The sequence below is a fragment of the Gordonia sp. DT219 genome (assembly GCF_049847065.1).
Classification (GTDB): domain Bacteria; phylum Actinomycetota; class Actinomycetes; order Mycobacteriales; family Mycobacteriaceae; genus Gordonia.
This window is the reverse complement of record NZ_JBNCNR010000027.1, coordinates 33499-49868: the sequence shown is the minus strand read 5'-3', so window position 1 is coordinate 49868 and position 16370 is coordinate 33499. Positions and strand designations below refer to the sequence as shown.

General features: G+C 66.5%; 14 protein-coding genes. 6 read left to right on the top strand and 8 right to left on the bottom strand.

Annotated features, from left to right (window positions below):
- Positions 1–165 precede the first annotated feature (165 nt).
- Positions 166–2223: an NAD(+) synthase gene (locus ACPXB3_RS19960; protein ID WP_425729244.1), complete on the bottom strand. Its 2058-nt coding sequence runs from the start codon at positions 2221–2223 to the stop codon at positions 166–168.
- A gap of 41 nt (positions 2224–2264) precedes the next feature.
- The gene (locus tag ACPXB3_RS19955; RefSeq protein ID WP_425706248.1) at positions 2265–3668 is read right to left on the bottom strand and encodes a WS/DGAT/MGAT family O-acyltransferase; all 1404 of its coding nucleotides are present in this window, start codon (positions 3666–3668) and stop codon (positions 2265–2267) included.
- A gap of 147 nt (positions 3669–3815) precedes the next feature.
- Between ACPXB3_RS19955 and ACPXB3_RS19950 the strand changes: the two genes are divergently transcribed.
- The 6 genes from ACPXB3_RS19950 to ACPXB3_RS19925 all read left to right on the top strand — a co-directional run bounded on the left by ACPXB3_RS19950 (position 3816) and on the right by ACPXB3_RS19925 (position 10249).
- On the top strand, positions 3816–4367 hold the full coding sequence (locus ACPXB3_RS19950) for a nuclear transport factor 2 family protein (RefSeq protein WP_425706249.1): 552 nt from the start codon (positions 3816–3818) through the stop codon (positions 4365–4367).
- Positions 4368–4574: 207 nt separating this feature from the next.
- The gene (locus ACPXB3_RS19945) at positions 4575–5567 is read left to right on the top strand and encodes an acyl-ACP desaturase (RefSeq protein WP_425706250.1); all 993 of its coding nucleotides are present in this window, start codon (positions 4575–4577) and stop codon (positions 5565–5567) included.
- Positions 5568–5692: 125 nt separating this feature from the next.
- Positions 5693–6826 (top strand): tRNA dihydrouridine synthase DusB, encoded by a 1134-nt coding sequence (gene dusB, locus ACPXB3_RS19940; protein WP_425729256.1) that lies wholly within the window; start codon positions 5693–5695, stop codon positions 6824–6826.
- Positions 6827–6991: 165 nt separating this feature from the next.
- Positions 6992–9256, top strand: a complete 2265-nt coding sequence (locus ACPXB3_RS19935) for an LCP family protein (RefSeq protein WP_425729242.1) — start codon at positions 6992–6994, stop codon at positions 9254–9256.
- Positions 9257–9351: 95 nt separating this feature from the next.
- Complete coding sequence (gene phoU / locus ACPXB3_RS19930) at positions 9352–10008, top strand: phosphate signaling complex protein PhoU (RefSeq protein ID WP_425706252.1); 657 nt, start codon at positions 9352–9354, stop codon at positions 10006–10008.
- A 91-nt stretch (positions 10009–10099) separates the two neighbouring features.
- The gene (locus ACPXB3_RS19925; RefSeq protein WP_425706253.1) at positions 10100–10249 is read left to right on the top strand and encodes a hypothetical protein; all 150 of its coding nucleotides are present in this window, start codon (positions 10100–10102) and stop codon (positions 10247–10249) included.
- Positions 10250–10275: 26 nt separating this feature from the next.
- Here ACPXB3_RS19925 and pstB read toward each other — a convergent pair whose 3' ends face one another.
- From pstB to ACPXB3_RS19895, 6 genes are all read right to left on the bottom strand, one after another.
- Positions 10276–11052: a phosphate ABC transporter ATP-binding protein PstB gene (pstB, locus tag ACPXB3_RS19920; RefSeq protein WP_425706254.1), complete on the bottom strand. Its 777-nt coding sequence runs from the start codon at positions 11050–11052 to the stop codon at positions 10276–10278.
- Positions 11053–11117: 65 nt separating this feature from the next.
- Positions 11118–12047 (bottom strand): phosphate ABC transporter permease PstA, encoded by a 930-nt coding sequence (gene pstA / locus ACPXB3_RS19915; RefSeq protein ID WP_425706255.1) that lies wholly within the window; start codon positions 12045–12047, stop codon positions 11118–11120.
- Entirely contained in the window at positions 12044–13132 is a 1089-nt protein-coding gene (gene pstC, locus ACPXB3_RS19910; RefSeq protein ID WP_425706256.1) for a phosphate ABC transporter permease subunit PstC, read from the bottom strand. The genes pstA and pstC overlap by 4 nt, the downstream gene beginning before the upstream one ends.
- Positions 13133–13185: 53 nt before the next feature.
- On the bottom strand, positions 13186–14310 hold the full coding sequence (gene pstS, locus ACPXB3_RS19905; RefSeq protein WP_425729240.1) for a phosphate ABC transporter substrate-binding protein PstS: 1125 nt from the start codon (positions 14308–14310) through the stop codon (positions 13186–13188).
- A 175-nt stretch (positions 14311–14485) separates the two neighbouring features.
- Positions 14486–15466, bottom strand: coding sequence for a mycothiol synthase (gene mshD, locus ACPXB3_RS19900; RefSeq protein WP_425706258.1), 981 nt, complete (start codon positions 15464–15466; stop codon positions 14486–14488).
- Entirely contained in the window at positions 15444–16238 is a 795-nt protein-coding gene (locus ACPXB3_RS19895; RefSeq protein ID WP_425706259.1) for a winged helix-turn-helix transcriptional regulator, read from the bottom strand. The genes mshD and ACPXB3_RS19895 overlap by 23 nt, the downstream gene beginning before the upstream one ends.
- Positions 16239–16370: the final 132 nt, after the last annotated feature.

Here is a 16370-nt window from a genome sequence, read left to right as displayed (position 1 = left end):
CGACCCACACCGCCGACCACTTCCCGCCTACCACCGACGCACCCTACGCCTCGACAACGTCGCCGCCTGAACACACTTCCCCACAACACTTTCCCGACCTGCACCCGGCCCACCGGGACCGCATCCGTACCTTGACAACTCCACAGAGAACCCGCCTCGGCTTATTCACTCGCCGTGCAGCTCGTCCAGCCATGCCTGCGACGACGCGTCCGACGGTGACCGCCAGTCACCGCGTGGCGAAAGCGAACCGCCCGAACCGATCTTGGGTCCGTTGGGCATCGCGGAGCGCTTGAACTGATTGGCCATGAACCGTTGACAGAACACCGTCAGCCACTTCTCGATGGTCGCGTCGTCGTAGACGTTGCGGTCGCGGAGCGGCTCGGTGTCCCACGGCGCGCGGTCGACGGCACCCCACGCCTGCCGGGCGAGGAAGTTGATCTTGCTGGGGCGATAGCCGAAGCGGGTGAGGTGATAGAGGAAGAAGTCGTGCAATTCGTAGGGCCCGACCGCATCCTCGGTGGACTGGATCGCGCCGTCGGCACCCGGCGGCACCAATTCGGGCGAGATGACGTCACCGAGGATCTCGGCGAGCACCTTGCTGGTCGTATCCGAGAACTCGCCGGAGTCGATCATCCACCGGATCACGTGGCGCACCAGCGTTTTCGGGACAGATGCGTTGACGTTGTAGTGCGACATCTGATCACCCACACCGTAGGTACACCAGCCGAGCGCCAGCTCGGAGAGGTCGCCGGTGCCGAGCACGATCCCGCCGTTATGGTTGGCCAGCCGGAACAGATGTGACGTCCGTTCACCGGCCTGCACATTCTCGAAGGTGACGTCGAAGACCTTCTCGCCGTGGGCATACGGGTGGTCGAGGTCGGCCAGCATCTGCTCGCATGACGGCCGGATGTCGATCTCCGCGCCGCTGACACCCAGGGAATCCATCAGCGCGTGTGCGCGCTGCAGGGTGGCATCGCCGGTCGCGAAGCCGGGCATCGTGTAAGCCAGGATGTTGGTGCGCGGCAGACCGAGTCGATCGAAGGTGTCGACGGCAACCAACAGCGCCAGCGTGGAGTCGAGGCCACCGGATACCCCGATGACGATCTTGTCCAGCCCGATCGCACGCAATCTGGCCGCCAGGCCCTGTACCTGGATGTTGCCGACTTCGCGGCAGCGTTCGGCGAGATCGCCGGTGCCGCTGGGCACGAATGGGAATCGTGGGATGCCGCGGCGCAGGACGTCGGCACTGCCGGTCGCATCGGCGGCGTCGGCCCGGGCACCGGCGCCCGGAAGCGTACCGAATGAGAAGGGGATGCGCCGCAGTCGTTTCAGATCATCGGCATGATCACCAACCTGGTCACGCATGCTCGTCATGCGCATCCGCTCCTGACGCAGGCGATCGAGATCGATATCGGCACTGATGGATTGGCCGCCGAACTCGAATCGGCGGCTGCGGGCCAGCAGCGAGCCGTTCTCGGCGATGAGTGCGTCACCGTCCCACGCGAGGTCGGTGGTCGATTCGCCGAAGCCGGCCGCCACGTACAGGTGCGCGGCAACGCAGCGCGCGGAATGACTGGTGCCCAAGAGGGTTCGGTAGGACTCCTTGCCCACCGTCACCGGGCTGCCGGACAGATTCGCGAGGACGGTGGCACCGCCCAGCGATGCCCATACACTCGGCGGGATCGGCACCCATCCGTCCTCACACACCTCCACGTGTAGCGCGAAGCCCGGGAGGTCGGTGGCCTCGAAGATCAGGTCCGCCCCGAAGGGCACTTCGGTGCCGAGCACCGTCGCCGACTCGCGCGGGGCGTCGCGGGCGGCGGCGTAGTAACGCTTGTCGTAGAACTCCCGGTAATTGGGCAGATACGACTTCGGGACCACGCCGAGCAACCGGCCGTCGCGGAGGACCGCGGCGCAGTTGTAGAGCCCGTCGCCGACCACGAGTGGAAGCCCCACCGCGACGAGCGGCGCCAGACCCGCACTGGCCGCGATGACCTCGGCGAGCGCGCGCAGAGAGCCCGACAGCACCGCGTCCTGCTGGACGAGGTCGTCGACGCTGTAGCCGCACAGACCCATTTCGGGGAAGACGACCAATGAGGAGCCGTCGGCGGCGGCCTGCCGCATCAGGTCGATCGTCGTCTCGGCGTTGGCTTTCGGGTCGGCGACACGAACTACCGGGACAGCTCCGGTGACCCGCGCGAACCCATGGTCATAGACAGACACGCCCCTCAGCCTAGTGCGGGCGCTGCCGCGGAACCGCGAATTCAGTCGTCACACGCCTCGAGCAGCTCCTTGAGCTGGTGATCGAAGGCCATCGCGATCACTTCCACATCCGGCACCTCGTCGGGGCACGTCAAGATGCCGACGTTGAGATGCCCATTGACGGAGAAGACGGTGATGTTGAGTCCCAACCCGTGGAAGATCGGGCCGAGCGGGTAGATGGCGTTGACCCGCGCCCCGCAGAAGTACATCGGAAAGTCGGGGCCGGCGACGTTGGACACCGTGACGTTGTAGACGGGCGGGTGATTCAACGAAAGTTTGCGATCGCCGTAGAACTTCATCAGCGTCGACAACGCAGCGCCCGGTGCGAACTGCGCCCACGCCCGCAGAATGTTGGCGTCGATGCCCGCGTGATGCTCCTTGGCGCGGCGCGCCAACTCGCCCGCCCGCTCGAGACGCTCGACCGGATCGGCGATATCGGAGGGCAGTTCGGTGAACATTCCGGTCACCTTGTTGGTGCCGTTGACCATCAGGTCGGTTTCGTCGGCACCATGCACCGACACCGGGACCAGCGCCACCAGCGGGCTGCCCGGCAGGTCGCCGTGGTCGGCGAGGTATTCACGTAGCGCACCGCCCACCATCGCGAGCACAACGTCGTTCAACTTCACCCCGAAGCGATTCTTCACCCGCTTGACGTCATCGAGCGACAGTTGAGTCGTCGCGATGCTGCGGTGCGGGGAGATCGGGCCGTTGAACACGGTGCGGGGAGCGGCGAACGGGACGGGCATCGCGGTGTGGGAGCGGGAACGGCGGAACCATTCGACGGGCACGCTTGCCGTCTGCGGCAGGAGCTTGGCCATCGCGACAGGCCGCTGCACAAAGTAGTTGAGTGCGCCGGAGAGCACCATGCCCGTGCGGTTGGCCCCGCCCGCGTTCTCTTCGAGCTTCTCCGGTTCGGGGTCGGGCTCCTCGGGAGTCAGGCTGCAGAGCCGGCCGAGGACCTCGGCCGTGGTGACTCCGTCGACACTGGCGTGATGCATCCGCAGGAATGCGCAGATCTTGCCGTCGGCGCTGCCCTCGATGATCCACAGCTCCCACAACGGCTTGCCGCGGTCGAGCGTCTGCCCCGCCAGATGCCCGCACAGCTCGTGCAGTTCACCGTCGCCGGCGGGGGACGGCAGTGCCACGCGGTGCACGTGCCGGTCGATGTCGAAGTGATCGTCCTCGACCCAGACCGGATGGTCGATGTTGAGTGCAGAGTTCTCGAGTTTGCGCCGCAGCACCGGCATCGCGGCAACTCGTCGGTTGATCTGCCCGCGCATCCGGGCAAAGCTGTAGCCACCGGGAATGGTGCTCGGGTCGAGTTCGAGGAGTCCGACGACGTGCATCAACTGCGAGCGTGTCTCCAGATACAGGAATGACGCGTCCAATCCACTCAACCGCTGCATTGCGGACCTCCAGTTGTTCTCGGCCGAAGCGCTTGCAGACTCCGGTGACGGCCCCTTGGCCACAACCATTCTGCTCCCCGGATTCTCCTTCTTCAGCAATTGCACGATTCGACCGATTCGACTGTCCACCGGCCGTAGGGTGGACAGGTGTCCAACTCGTCTCATGCCCAAGATCTCTCTGCCGCCCAGGGCCGGTTCAGTGCCCACGAGCTGACCGATGCCTTCGCGACATTCCAGCAGACCGTCGCCGAGGTCGGCGTCAGCCGGGATTGGGACCGGTACGCCGAGCTGTTCACCACCGATGCCGATTACATCGAGCATGCGTTGGGCACGATGCACGGGCGGGAGGAAATCCGATCATGGATCTGGCGGACGATGACCGCCTTCCCGGGAAGTCACATGACCGGCTTCCCCGCGCTGTGGCACGTCGTCGACGCCTCGACGGCCCGCGTGATCAGCGAAGTGGACAATCCCATGCGCGATCCCGGGGACGGCAGCCTGATCACGGCCACCAACATCACGATCCTCACCTACGCCGGCGACGGCTTGTGGTCGTGCGAGGAGGACGTCTACAACCCGCTCGAATTCGGCACCGCCGCCATGCGATGGTGTGAAAAGGCCGCCGACCTCGGTACGCTCGACGACAGCGCGGCGCAATGGATGCACCGGATCGGGCCGGCCTTCGCCGCGCGCCGGTGATCACGGGGGATGAACATCGTGATGGCTCGCCGGAGACAAGATCGCGACATCTGGTTACGATGCCGTAAGTAGCGGCTTTTGCTGGGTTTGGTATATGCCGTACCCTTTGGCAGCGACCCAAACCCCCGGTACCGACCGCTTGTACCAACACAGAGCGTGTGCGCACCGCGCCTCACACGTATGCGACCACCGTTCGGAGGAACCCACATGGCACGTGAACTGACTCAACTGGAGCTTCTGCAGGAACTCGCTCCGGTTGCCGAAGACAACGTGAACCGGCACCTCAACATCACCCGGGACTGGAACCCACACGACTACGTCCCGTGGGACGAGGGCCGCAACTACGCAGCGCTCGGCGGCACCGATTATGACCCCGAACAATCGCAGCTCGACGAGGTCGCCAAGGCCGCGATGATCACCAACCTGCTGACCGAGGACAACCTCCCCTCGTATCACCGCGTGATCGCCAACAACTTCACGATGGACTCCGCGTGGGGCCACTGGGTGGGCCGCTGGACCGCCGAGGAGAACCGGCACTCGATCGTCATGCGTGACTACTTGGTGGTCACCCGCGGCGTCGACCCGGCCGCCCTCGAGGCCGACCGCATGGTTCACATGACCAACGGCTACTCCCCGGAGTCCGCCGCCGGTGACCGCGTCGAAGAGCTGATGGAGAAGGGCCAGAACATGGGCCTTCTGCATTCCGTCGCCTACGTGACCTTTCAGGAACTGGCCACCCGGGTGAGCCACCGCAACACCGGCAAGGCCTGCAAGGACCCCCTCGCCGACAAGATGCTCCAGCGCATCGCCGCCGACGAGAACCTGCACATGATCTTCTACCGCAACATCTGCGCCGCGGGCATGGACATCGCCCCCGACCAGACCCTGCGCGCGGTCACCGACATCGTCACCAACTTCCAGATGCCCGGCGCCGGAATGCCCAACTTCCGCCGGCATGGCGTGCTGATGGCCAAGCACGGCATCTACGACCTGCGCCAGCACCTCGAAGAGGTCGTGCAGCCCGTACTGCGCAAGTGGAACGTCTTCGACCGCGACGACCTGGGCAGCGAGGGCGAACGAGCCCGCGAGGAGCTCAGCGCCTTCCTCGGGCAACTCGAGAAGGACACGATCCGATTCGAGGAGATGCGCGACCGCGCCCTCGCCCGTGAGGCCAAGAAGCGGGAGCAGCGGGCGTCCTGAGTACCGCACCGACTTCCACCGCACCGGCGTCCTCGACCATCGAGGACGCCGGTTCGGCGTCTGTCGCGAACCCGTCTGTCCCAACCCCGTCTGGCCCAACCCCATCTGGCGCGAACCCGTCTGGCCTGCACATCGGCCCGTTCGAGTTGTCGAGCCCGGTCGTCCTCGCACCGATGGCCGGGGTGACCAACGTCGCCTTCCGGACGCTGTGCCGGGAACTCGAACTCGCCCGCACCGGCACCGTGTCCGGGCTCTACGTCTGCGAGATGGTGACTGCGCGCGCACTCGTCGAGCGGCACCCGGTGACGATGCACATGACCACCTTCGGCCCGGACGAGAATCCCCGGTCGATGCAGCTCTACACGGTCGATCCGCGCTACACCTACGAGGCCGCGAAGATGATCGTCGACGAGAACCTCGCCGACCACATCGATATGAACTTCGGCTGTCCTGTGCCCAAGGTCACCCGAAAGGGTGGCGGCTCGGCCATCCCCTACAAGCGGACCCTGTTCCGCAACATCGTCGCCGCCGCGGTCCGTGCCACCGAGGGAACCGACATCCCGGTCACCGTGAAGTTCCGCATCGGCATCGACGACGCACACCACACGCACCTCGACGCCGGCCGGATCGCCGCCGCAGAGGGCGCGAAAGCTGTTGCGCTCCATGCCCGTACCGCGTCACAGCGATACTCCGGGCAGGCCGACTGGGATGAGATCGCCCGGCTCAAAGAGCACATCACCGACGTCCCGGTACTCGGCAACGGCGACATCTTCGAGCCCGCCGACGCCGTGGCCATGATGCGGCAGACCGGCTGCGACGGGGTGGTCATCGGCCGTGGCTGCCTCGGCCGGCCGTGGCTGTTCGCCGAGCTCGCCGCCGAGCTCAACGGGCTGGCCGCCCCCACCCCACCCACCCTGGGCGAGGTCGCAGCGATCATCGTGCGGCACGGCGAGCTGCTCGCCGACCATCACGGCGAGGACAAGGGCATGCGTGAGATCCGCAAGCACGTCGCGTGGTATCTGCGCGGCTTCCCGGCGGGTTCGGATCTGCGCCAACAACTTTCGCTGGTGACCACGCTCGGGCAGCTGCGCGAGCTGGTCGGCTCGCTGCCCGCCGACACCCCGTTTCCCGACGATGGTCACGGCCCGCGCGGGCGTCAGGGTTCGCCGGCCAAGGTGGCGCTGCCCGAGGGCTGGCTCGACGACCCCGACGAGGACGTCGTGCCGGCCGGCGCCGAGGTGATGCATTCGGGCGGCTAGGGCCACCACCAACCCGCCAGCAGGCCGGCGGGAATGCCGGGCGGCGAATAGTAAGTAAGATGTCGCAAGGCCTTGCCGAGCAAGGCCCCACAGTGGTGCGTGCCGCTTGCGTTGAGCCCCGACGACGCGGTCCACAAGAACTTCCGGGGCATGAGGAACTGTCAGTTGAGTCGTTGGACGCGGAACAAGGGCACACAGCCGGGTGACGGCGACGACGGCCCGGACCGAGGCGACCGCCGCCGCGCCGACGACAACCTCGGTTCGGGATCCGCCGGGCCGGAGTCCGGAGGCTCGGCCGACGCGAACCGTCTGCGCGAACCGCGCTCGGCCGACCGGTTCGTCCGGGGCCGCGACCGGCTCACCGTTCGCCAGCTGATGGAACAGATGAACGCGGCCGAGAGCCAATCGGCCGCCCCTGGTGCCGCCGACGACGACTCCCCCACCCAGGCGATTCCCACCAGCCGGCCCCGTCTGCGACGGCCACGTCCCGCGGCCGGACCGACTGCGGCGGCGCGTCCCCCGCAGGACGACGCGCCGACCGAGGCGATCGGCCCCATCCGTGGTGGGACCGGCCCGGACACCGGCACACCGGCCCCGCCCCCCGATCGGTACCAGCCCGCCGACGTGACCCAGAAGATCCCGCCGGTCACCGACCCCCCGACCGGCGTCGACCTCTCCGATCAGGCGACCGCACGCCGGGTCTCCGAGGAATCACGGGCCCAGGGCACACCGATCGTCCCCGGGCCCGTCGGGGAAGCCGAGCCGTCGGTAGCCGACGACACCCCCGTCGAGACCACCGAACCCGCCGAACCCACGACGAGCGCGGCTGCCGGCCCGCCGCTGCAGCGCACCCCCGACCTGACGGCGATGGCCCGGTCGCAGCCCCGCCGGGTTCCGCCGCGTGGCCGGCGACAGATCATGCGCCGCAATGTCACCGTCACCGGTCGCATCCTGGTCACCCTGGCGTGTGTGGTCGCGCTCGTCGGTACCGGCTTCGTCTGGGGCTATCTGAAGTCGGTGAACGGCAACTGGCGCAACATCATGGCCGTCAACACCGACGACGCCAACATCCGCAACAAGAACGCCCAGTACGGCGACGAGAACTACCTGATCGTCGGCACCGACACCCGCAGCGGCAAGAACGGTGACGTCGGGGCGGGGACCACCGCCGACGCGGAGGGCGCCCGCTCGGACACCGTCATCCTCGTCAACATCCCGGCCGACCGCAGCCGGGTGGTCGCCGTCTCCTTCCCCCGGGACCTGCAGGTCGATCGACCGCAATGCCAACAATGGAACAACGACAAAGGCACCTACGGCGCCACCCTCGACGCCGAGAACCAGGTCAAGCTCAACAGCGTCTACGCCTTCGGCGGACCACAGTGCCTGGTGCGGGTGATCACGCAGATGAGCGGCCTGCGCATCAATCACTTCATCGGCATGGATTTCGCCGGGTTCGAGAAGGTCGTCAACGCCGTCGGCGGCGTCGAGGTGTGCTCGACCCAGCCCATCTACGATTACGAGCTCGGTCAGATCCTGCGTAAACCGGGTAAGCAGAAGCTGACCGGCGGGCGTGCCCTCAACTACGTGCGGGCACGCATGGTCTCCACCGAGGGCAACGGCGACTACGGCCGCATCAAGCGTCAGCAGCTGTTCATGTCGTCGCTGCTGCGCTCGAGTCTGTCGAGCAATGTGCTGACCAACCCGTCCAAACTGAACTCCATCGTCAACACCTTCATCCAGTACAGCTACGTCGACAACGTCAACACCGAGTCGCTGCTGAAACTTGCCGAATCGATGCAGGGCATCGAGGCCGGGCGGGTCTCGTTCATCACCGTGCCCACCACCGGAACCGCAACCGACGGCAGCAACAACGAGTTGCCCAACACCGACGCGATCGACGCGATCTTCAACGCGATCATCGACGACCGGCCCCTTCCGGGTGAGAAGGCCGACAAGTCGGGTTCCAGCTCGTCGAGTAGCCGGCCCGCGCCGACGCCCCCGCCCGCACCGTCGCGGGTGTCGGCCACGGCCCAGAATCCCGGTAACGTCGAGTTGCGCGTCCTCAACGGCACCGGCCGCAGCGGGGTCGCCAGCGAGGTGTCCGACCAGATGTACGCACAGGGCTTCAACGTGCAGGGCGTGGCCGACGCCTCGGAGAACCGTTCCGACACGGTGATCCGCTACGGCACCGGTTCCGAGGACTCGGCGGCCACCGTCGCAGAGATGTTCCCGGGCGCATCGATTCAGCTCGACCGGACGGTACGCTCCGGCGTCGAGGTCATCCTCGGGTCGGGTTTCGACGGCTCGGTGGGTACTGCGCCCGCGGTCGGCACCACGCTGTCGGCGGCGGCACTGCCACCGGCATCCAACACCTCGGATCTGCCCAATGACCTGGCGATCACCAACGCCGGTGACACCACCTGTTCGTGACCGGTCCGGCCACCGACAGCCCGCCGATCACCGTTCACGGGCTGTTCACCGGGTTGGGGAGAGACCCCGCGTGATCATGGCAGTAGCCTTGATACATGCGGACCGCCTACCAGGAACAACTGCATTCACTCAACGCCATCTTGGGTGAGATGTGCGATCTTGCGGGCTCGGCCATGGAACGCGCCACCCGCTCGCTGCTGCAGGCCGACCTCGCCATTGCCGAAGACGTCATCAGCGAGAACGCCCGGATGAACGAACTGACCACCCGCGCCGAGGAGCAGGCCTTCGGGCTGTTGGCCCTCCAGGCGCCGGTGGCCGGAGATCTGCGTGGCATCATCAGCGCGCTGCAGATCGTCGCCGACGCCGACCGGATGGGCGCCCTCGCGCTGCACGTCGCAAAGGTCGCGCGCCGCCGGCATCCCGCCAAGGCCCTGCCCGAAGAGGTTGCAGGCTACTTCGCGGAAATGGGCCGGCTGGCCGTACATCTCGCGCGCAACGCCCGCGAGGCGCTCGACACCCAGGATCCGCAGGCAGCCATCCGTCTCGAAGAGGACGACGACGCGATGGACGATCTGCACCGGCATCTTTTCACGGTGCTGATGGACCGCGAATGGAAGCACGGGGTGGCCGCCGCGGTCGACATCACGCTCTTGGGGCGCTACTACGAGCGCTTCGCCGACCACGCCGTGATGATCGGACGCCGCGTGGTGTTCCAGGCGACCGGGAAGACCCTCGAGCAGCTCGAGGTCTGAGCCCCCGCCCCCGCACATCGATGTGGCGAGCGCCGATGTGCGGGGGCATCGATGTGCACCGGCGGGCGCCGAGGGGCTAGGGTAGCTCGCCATGGGCCTGCACTACCCCGAGCCGGACTTCAACGCCGTCGCCGATGAGGACGACGATCCGCACGCCGGCCGTGGCCGCCAGTTCATCGCCTACGGTGGTGTGATCCTGTCGCTGCTGGCCCTGCTGGTGATTCTCTACGTCACCATGTGAGCCGGGGTCTGTGAACCGGCCCGCGCTCAGCCGAAACGGCCCGAGATGTAGTCCTCGGTCTCGCGCTTGGTCGGGTTGGAGAAGATCGTTTCGGTGTCGTTGAGCTCAACGAGCTGACCGGGCTGTCCGACGCCTTCGAGATTGAAGAATGCCGTCTGGTCGCTCACGCGTGCAGCCTGCTGCATGTTGTGGGTGACGATGACGATCGTGAACTCGTTCTTGAGCTCGCCCATCAGATCCTCGATGGCCAGGGTCGAGATCGGATCGAGCGCCGAACACGGCTCATCCATCAGCAAGACATCCGGCGACACGGCGATCGCCCGCGCGATGCACAGTCGCTGTTGCTGGCCGCCGGAAAGTCCGCCACCGGGCTTGTCGAGGCGGTCCTTGACCTCTTCCCAGAGATTCGACCCACGCAGGCTGCGCTCGCAGACCTCGTTCAGTTGACTCTTGGAGCAGCCACCCTGCAATTTGAGTCCGGCGACGACGTTGTCGCGGATCGACATCGTCGGGAACGGATTGGGGCGCTGGAACACCATTCCGATGGTCGTGCGGACGCTGGTCGGGTTCACGCCCTTGCCGTAGATGTCCTCGCCGTCGAGGAGCACGCTGCCCTCCGCATACGCGCCGGGGACCTCCTCGTGCATCCGGTTGAGGGTGCGCAGCACGGTCGATTTGCCGCAGCCAGACGGGCCGATGAACGCCGTGATGCTGCGCGGCGGAACCGAGAGCGTCACGTCCTTCACGGCGTGGAACTTGCCGTAGTAGGCGTTCAGGTCTTTGATGTCGAGGCGCTTGGCCATGGCACTGCTACTTTCTCCGACGATCGATCGGTGACGGCGACGCGCTTCGCGTCGGCGCACCCGGCTTACTTGGTCTTGGGCGCCAGGTACTTCGAGAGCACCGCGGCGATGACGTTGAGGACGGCGATGATGAGGATCAGGGTGAGAGCCGCACCCCAGTAGTAGAAGGACGAGGCCGGCTGGCTGGCCGACCACATGTCCTTGATGAACAGCGGCAGCGAGTTCATCCCGCCCTCGAACGGATTGGTCTTGACCAGCGAACTGGCCGGACCGGCGAGGATCAGCACGGGAGCGGTCTCACCCATCACCCGGGCGATCGCGAGAACGATGCCCGAGATCATGCCCGACAGCGCGGTCGGGATGACGACGCGCAGGATCGTCTTCCATTTGGAGATGCCCAGCGCATAGGACGCCTCACGCAGCTCGTCGGGAACGAGTTTCAACATCTCCTCGGTGGACCGTACGACGATGGGGATCATCAGCAGGATGAGCGCGAGGCTCACCATGAATGCGCTCTGCCCCATCGACAGTCCGATGACGAACACCGTGAAGATGAACAGCGTCGCCACGATCGACGGCACGCCGGCGAGGATGTCGACCATGAAGCTCACCGGCTTGACCAGCTTCGACGTGGGATATTCGACCAACATGACAGCGGTCAGCACGGCGATGGGCACCGAGATGATCGCGGCGAGGAACGCCTGGATGATCGACCCCACGATGGCCGGTGCGGCGCCCGCGCCGAATTGCGTGGTGGTGTCGATGCCGTACGCGTCACCGAACCACCAGTGGGGATCGGTGAGTGCACCGAACCCGTTCGAGACGACCGTCCACAGCAGCCACACCAGCGGTATCACTCCGAGCACGAAGCAGATCACAAAGATCGCCCGGGCGGCATTGTTGCGGATGCGGCGACTCGCCGAGACGGGGCGGAAGGCAGAGCCGGATTGTTTGACGGGTCCGCCGCCGGGGCTTGCATCGAGCCTGATGCTCATCCGTTCACCTTTCCACCGGCGACCGATCGGGCGATCGCATTGACCACGAATGTCAGGATGAACAGCACCAGGCCGGCCGCGATGTAGGCGCTCTGCGTGTCGCGGCTGCCGACGAACTCACCGACATCACGGGCGATCTTCGAGGCGAACGTGTCACCGCCCTCGAACAGCGACCAGTGCAGACGGCCGACGGCCGAACTGAGAATGATCATCACCGCGATGGTCTCGCCGAGCGCGCGCCCCAGGGCGAGCATCGCCGCGGCGATCATGCCGGAGCGCCCGTACGGGAACGAGGTCATCCGGATGACCTCCCATTTGGTCGCGCCGAGCGCAAGAGCGGCTTCCTTCTGCCCGCTCGGCGTCTGGCGCAACACCTCTCGCGTGATGGAGGTGATGATCGGCAGCATCATGATCGCCAGCACGATGCCGGCGGTGAAGATGGTGCCGCCCCCGGCCACCGACGTGCTGCCCGACCCGAAGAGGAAGAACCAGCCGAAGGTGCTGTTGATCCAATCGGCGACGGGCGCGATGACCGGCGCGAGAATGTAGATACCCCACAGGCCGAAGATGATCGACGGCACCGCGGCAAGCAGGTCGATGGCCCCGCCCAGCGGCCGCGAGATCCGCCGCGGCGCGTACTCCACCAGGAACACCGCGATCCCGATGGCGACGGGTGTTGCGAGGACCAGCGCGAAGACCGACGTCAAGACCGTCGCGCGGAACAATTCCCAGACACCGAAGCGCACGGTGCCTGCGTCGAAGTCCGACGCCGCCACCTTCCACTCCGAGGAGAACAGGAAGTTGGCGTGATTGGCCGTGATCGCCGGGATGGCATCGAAGATCAGGGAGATGCCGATGCCGGCGATCAGGACGATGACCAAGAACCCCGTTCCCCGGGCGAGGTAGGAGAAGACGCGGTCGCCGATGGCACCCCGGTGGTTGCGCAGACCCGGGTGAAGGTGCTCGTCGAGTTGCCGTTCCTCGTCGGGCGGCAACTGACTGGGCACTTCGGGCGGCTGCGCGCCGGAGCCGGACGGCGTTCCCGTCCGACCCCGGCCCGTTCCGGTGGTGTCATCCACTGACATAACTCTTATCGCCTAGCTTCGGGGGTTCTTCGTCGATCACCGGATCGGGTGGATCACTGAATCGCGTTGATCGACGACTGCAGCTTCTGCTGGAAGTCGCCCGGCAGCGGGATGTATCCGGCGTTGATCAGTTCCTGACCCTGGTTCTGCGGGGCAGATGCCACGGAGAGGAAGGTCTTGACACCCTGGCCGAGCGACGAATCCGAGTACTTCGAGCAGACAATCGAATATGTTGCCAGAACGATCGGGTAAGCGCCCGCGGCGGAGGGCTTGTAGAACGACGAGGTGTCGATCACCATGTTGTGGTTGTCCGGCCCGTTCTTCAACGTCGCGGACTCGATCGTCTTGCCGCCCGTCTGTGCGTTCAGCGCCACCCCGCTGGGGTCCTTGTCGGTGATGATCTTGGCCATCGGCAGAGTGTTGGACTGCGCGTACGCCCACTCTACGTAAGCGATGGAGCCCGGCGTCGGCTTCACGGCCGCACCCACTCCGGGGTTACCCTGCTTGCCCTCACCGACGCCGCCGTTGAAGGTCTTGCCAACACCCTTGGTCCATCCGCCGGCGGCGGTCAGGTACTTCTGGAAGTTGTCGGTGGTGCCGGACTGATCGGCACGGTAGATGACGCTGATCGGCGTGGCCGGCAGGGTCTTACCCGGGTTGTCGGCGGCGATCGCCGGGTCGTTCCACGTCTTGGCCGCGCCACTGAAGATCTTGGCGAGAGTCGGGCCGGAGAGTGCGAGATCGGTGACCCCGTCGACGTTGTAGGTGACCGCGATCGGACCGAAGACCAGCGGCAGCTGCCATGCCTCGGAGCCGTTGCAGCGCTTCGCGGCGTTCTGGATCTCGGCGTCCTTCAGCGGGGAATCCGAGCCGCCGAAGTCGGTGAGGCCCTGGGTGAAGTCGGATACGCCCTGACCCGACCCGCCGCCGCCGTAGGCGAGCTCGAATCCCGGGCAGGTCTTGGCCAATGATGTCGAGAAGATCTTCATCGCGTTGGCCTGCGCCGTCGAGCCGCTCGCCTTGAGCGACTGCTTGCCGGCACACGTGATATTCGACACGGCCGAGGCGGGTGCCGCGCTTGTGTCTCCCTTGTCCGCGTTACTGCTACACGCACCGAGAACGAGGCCCGAGCCGGCCGCCAGCACGGCGGCAACGGCACCTGTACGACTGAATTTCACTTCTGGTTCCTCCAGCATCAGAACACGGCAGTCCCGCCAAGCGACTCTGCCCGGTCGGACCGACCATAGGGGGCAGTGGTGGACGGTTCCCCCACGAAAGGTGAACGAGAGATGAATTGGACGACTCGGACACTTCGGAAACGTCCGCCGGCCGCGATGACCTGCGACAGCCCGCTCAGCCGTAGGCGACGTCGATGGCGTGGCGCGTGAAGCCGAGCCGCTCATAGGTGTGCAGGGCCGCGGTGTTGTCGCCCTCGACGTAGAGCAGTACCTCGTCGATGCCCCGGTCGGCGAAGTAGTGCAGGCCCGCAAGCGTCAGCAGACGTCCGAGTCCGCGGCCCTGCGCGGCGGGGTCGACTCCGACGATGTAGACCTCGCCGAGTCCCGGCCCCTGCTTCTTGGTCCAGTGAAAACCCAAGAGCGGGCGGCCCTTTGACTCATCGGCATCAGGGCTGGCACCAGGGGTGGCATCGAACGCCAGGAACAGCCCGGCCGGGTCGAACCAGTCGGATCCGACGCGTTCGGTGATCTGCTCGGGCGCCCAGCCGCCTTGCTCTGGGTGCCAGGCGAATGCGGCATTGTTGACGCGCAGGATCTCCGCGTCATCGGAAGGCCCTGCGTAGTTTCGCAATTCGATGTCGTCGGGTATCACCAGTGGGTCGAGTCCGACGGCGCCACCAGTTCGCCGCAACTGCAACAGTTCCCGGCGCCTCCTCAACCCCAGGGATGCGGCCAGCGCCTGCGCACCGGCGAGGTCTCCATGGGCCCAGGCACGTACGCGGTCCGATGACGTACCGGCCGGGCCGCCCGCCAGTTGCGCCCCGGCACCGAATGCCGCCTCCAGCAGGGCCCGGCCGTGTCCGCGGCGGCGCCGGCCGGGATCGACGACGGCCTCGATCGTGGCGGGTTCATCGTCGCGGCCGGGCCGGATGTTGGCGTACCCGGCAGCGGAGACCACATGGCGCACCGGCATGCTTCGATCGTCGATCGCGAGAACGGCCTGCTCCGATAGCGGATCCACCCCGTCGTTGTCGGTGGCCGCCGAGATCAGTCGATGTGCGTGCGCCGCCAGCTCCGGGGACAGCGAGTCGCACAAAACCGGTTCGGTGCTCTCGGATGCGGCGCCGGCGGGCTCAGGGTGCACTGAACTCCTCATCGAAGGGATCGACCTTGGCGGCGGGCCCGCCGAGATCGGCGGCCACCTCGTCGACGGCGCCATCGCCCTCGTCTGCGGTGTCCTCGGCCGATGCCGATCGTCCCCGTGTCGGCCGCACCGCCTTGTAACCGACGTTGCGCACGGTGCCGATCAGCGATTCATGGTCACTGCCGAGTTTTGCACGCAGCCGCCGGACGTGGACGTCGACCGTTCGGGTACCGCCGAAGAAGTCGTAACCCCACACCTCCTGCAAGAGCTGGGCGCGGGTGAAGACGCGACCGGCGTTCTGCGCCAAATACTTCAGGAGTTCGAACTCTTTGTAGGTCAGGTCCAGGGGCCGGCCCCGCAGGCGGGCGGTGTAGGTGCCCTCGTCGATCACGAGCTCGCCGAGGGTGACCTTGCCCGACGCTTCTTCGGTACTGACCCCACGCGTGCGCACGATCAGCAGACGCAGGCGCGCATCGAGCTCGGCCGGGCCGGTGGCGGGCAGCAGGAACTCGTCGAGCCCCCAGTCCGCATTCACCGCTACCAGACCCCCCTCGGTCAGCACCGCAGCCACCGGAACCGCCGAACCTGTGCTGCCGAGCAGCCGGCACAGCCCGCGGGCCGCGGCCAGATCGGTGCGGGCGTCGACGATGGCGACGTCCGCGTTGCCCGCCTCCATCAGCGACGACACCTCTGTCGGCGCCACCCGCACGGTGTGCGCCAGCAGCGATAATGACGGCAACACCGACTCCGGATTGGGGTCGGCGGTCAACAACAGGAGATCCACGCAATACTCCGATCTTCCTCGTCGTGCCTCGCGCACCTGACGTCCCGAGGCAGGGGCCTCGGGGATTATTCGACCCCGTTCCCGGCCACCTCGACGTTGAGGCGATCGACCGATCGCGCCGGTGAGACTTGT

Excerpts from the sequence above, each read along its gene's own strand:
- pstA (WP_425706255.1), bottom strand. The coding sequence starts at position 12,047 with ATGAGCATCAGGCTCGATGCAAGCCCCGGCGGCGGACCCGTCAAACAA.
- ACPXB3_RS19925 (WP_425706253.1), top strand. The coding sequence starts at position 10,100 with ATGGGCCTGCACTACCCCGAGCCGGACTTCAACGCCGTCGCCGATGAG.
- phoU (WP_425706252.1), top strand. The coding sequence starts at position 9,352 with ATGCGGACCGCCTACCAGGAACAACTGCATTCACTCAACGCCATCTTG.
- pstC (WP_425706256.1), bottom strand. The coding sequence starts at position 13,132 with ATGTCAGTGGATGACACCACCGGAACGGGCCGGGGTCGGACGGGAACG.
- pstB (WP_425706254.1), bottom strand. The coding sequence starts at position 11,052 with ATGGCCAAGCGCCTCGACATCAAAGACCTGAACGCCTACTACGGCAAG.
- ACPXB3_RS19945 (WP_425706250.1), top strand. The coding sequence starts at position 4,575 with ATGGCACGTGAACTGACTCAACTGGAGCTTCTGCAGGAACTCGCTCCG.
- ACPXB3_RS19955 (WP_425706248.1), bottom strand. The coding sequence starts at position 3,668 with ATGCAGCGGTTGAGTGGATTGGACGCGTCATTCCTGTATCTGGAGACA.
- mshD (WP_425706258.1), bottom strand. The coding sequence starts at position 15,466 with ATGAGGAGTTCAGTGCACCCTGAGCCCGCCGGCGCCGCATCCGAGAGC.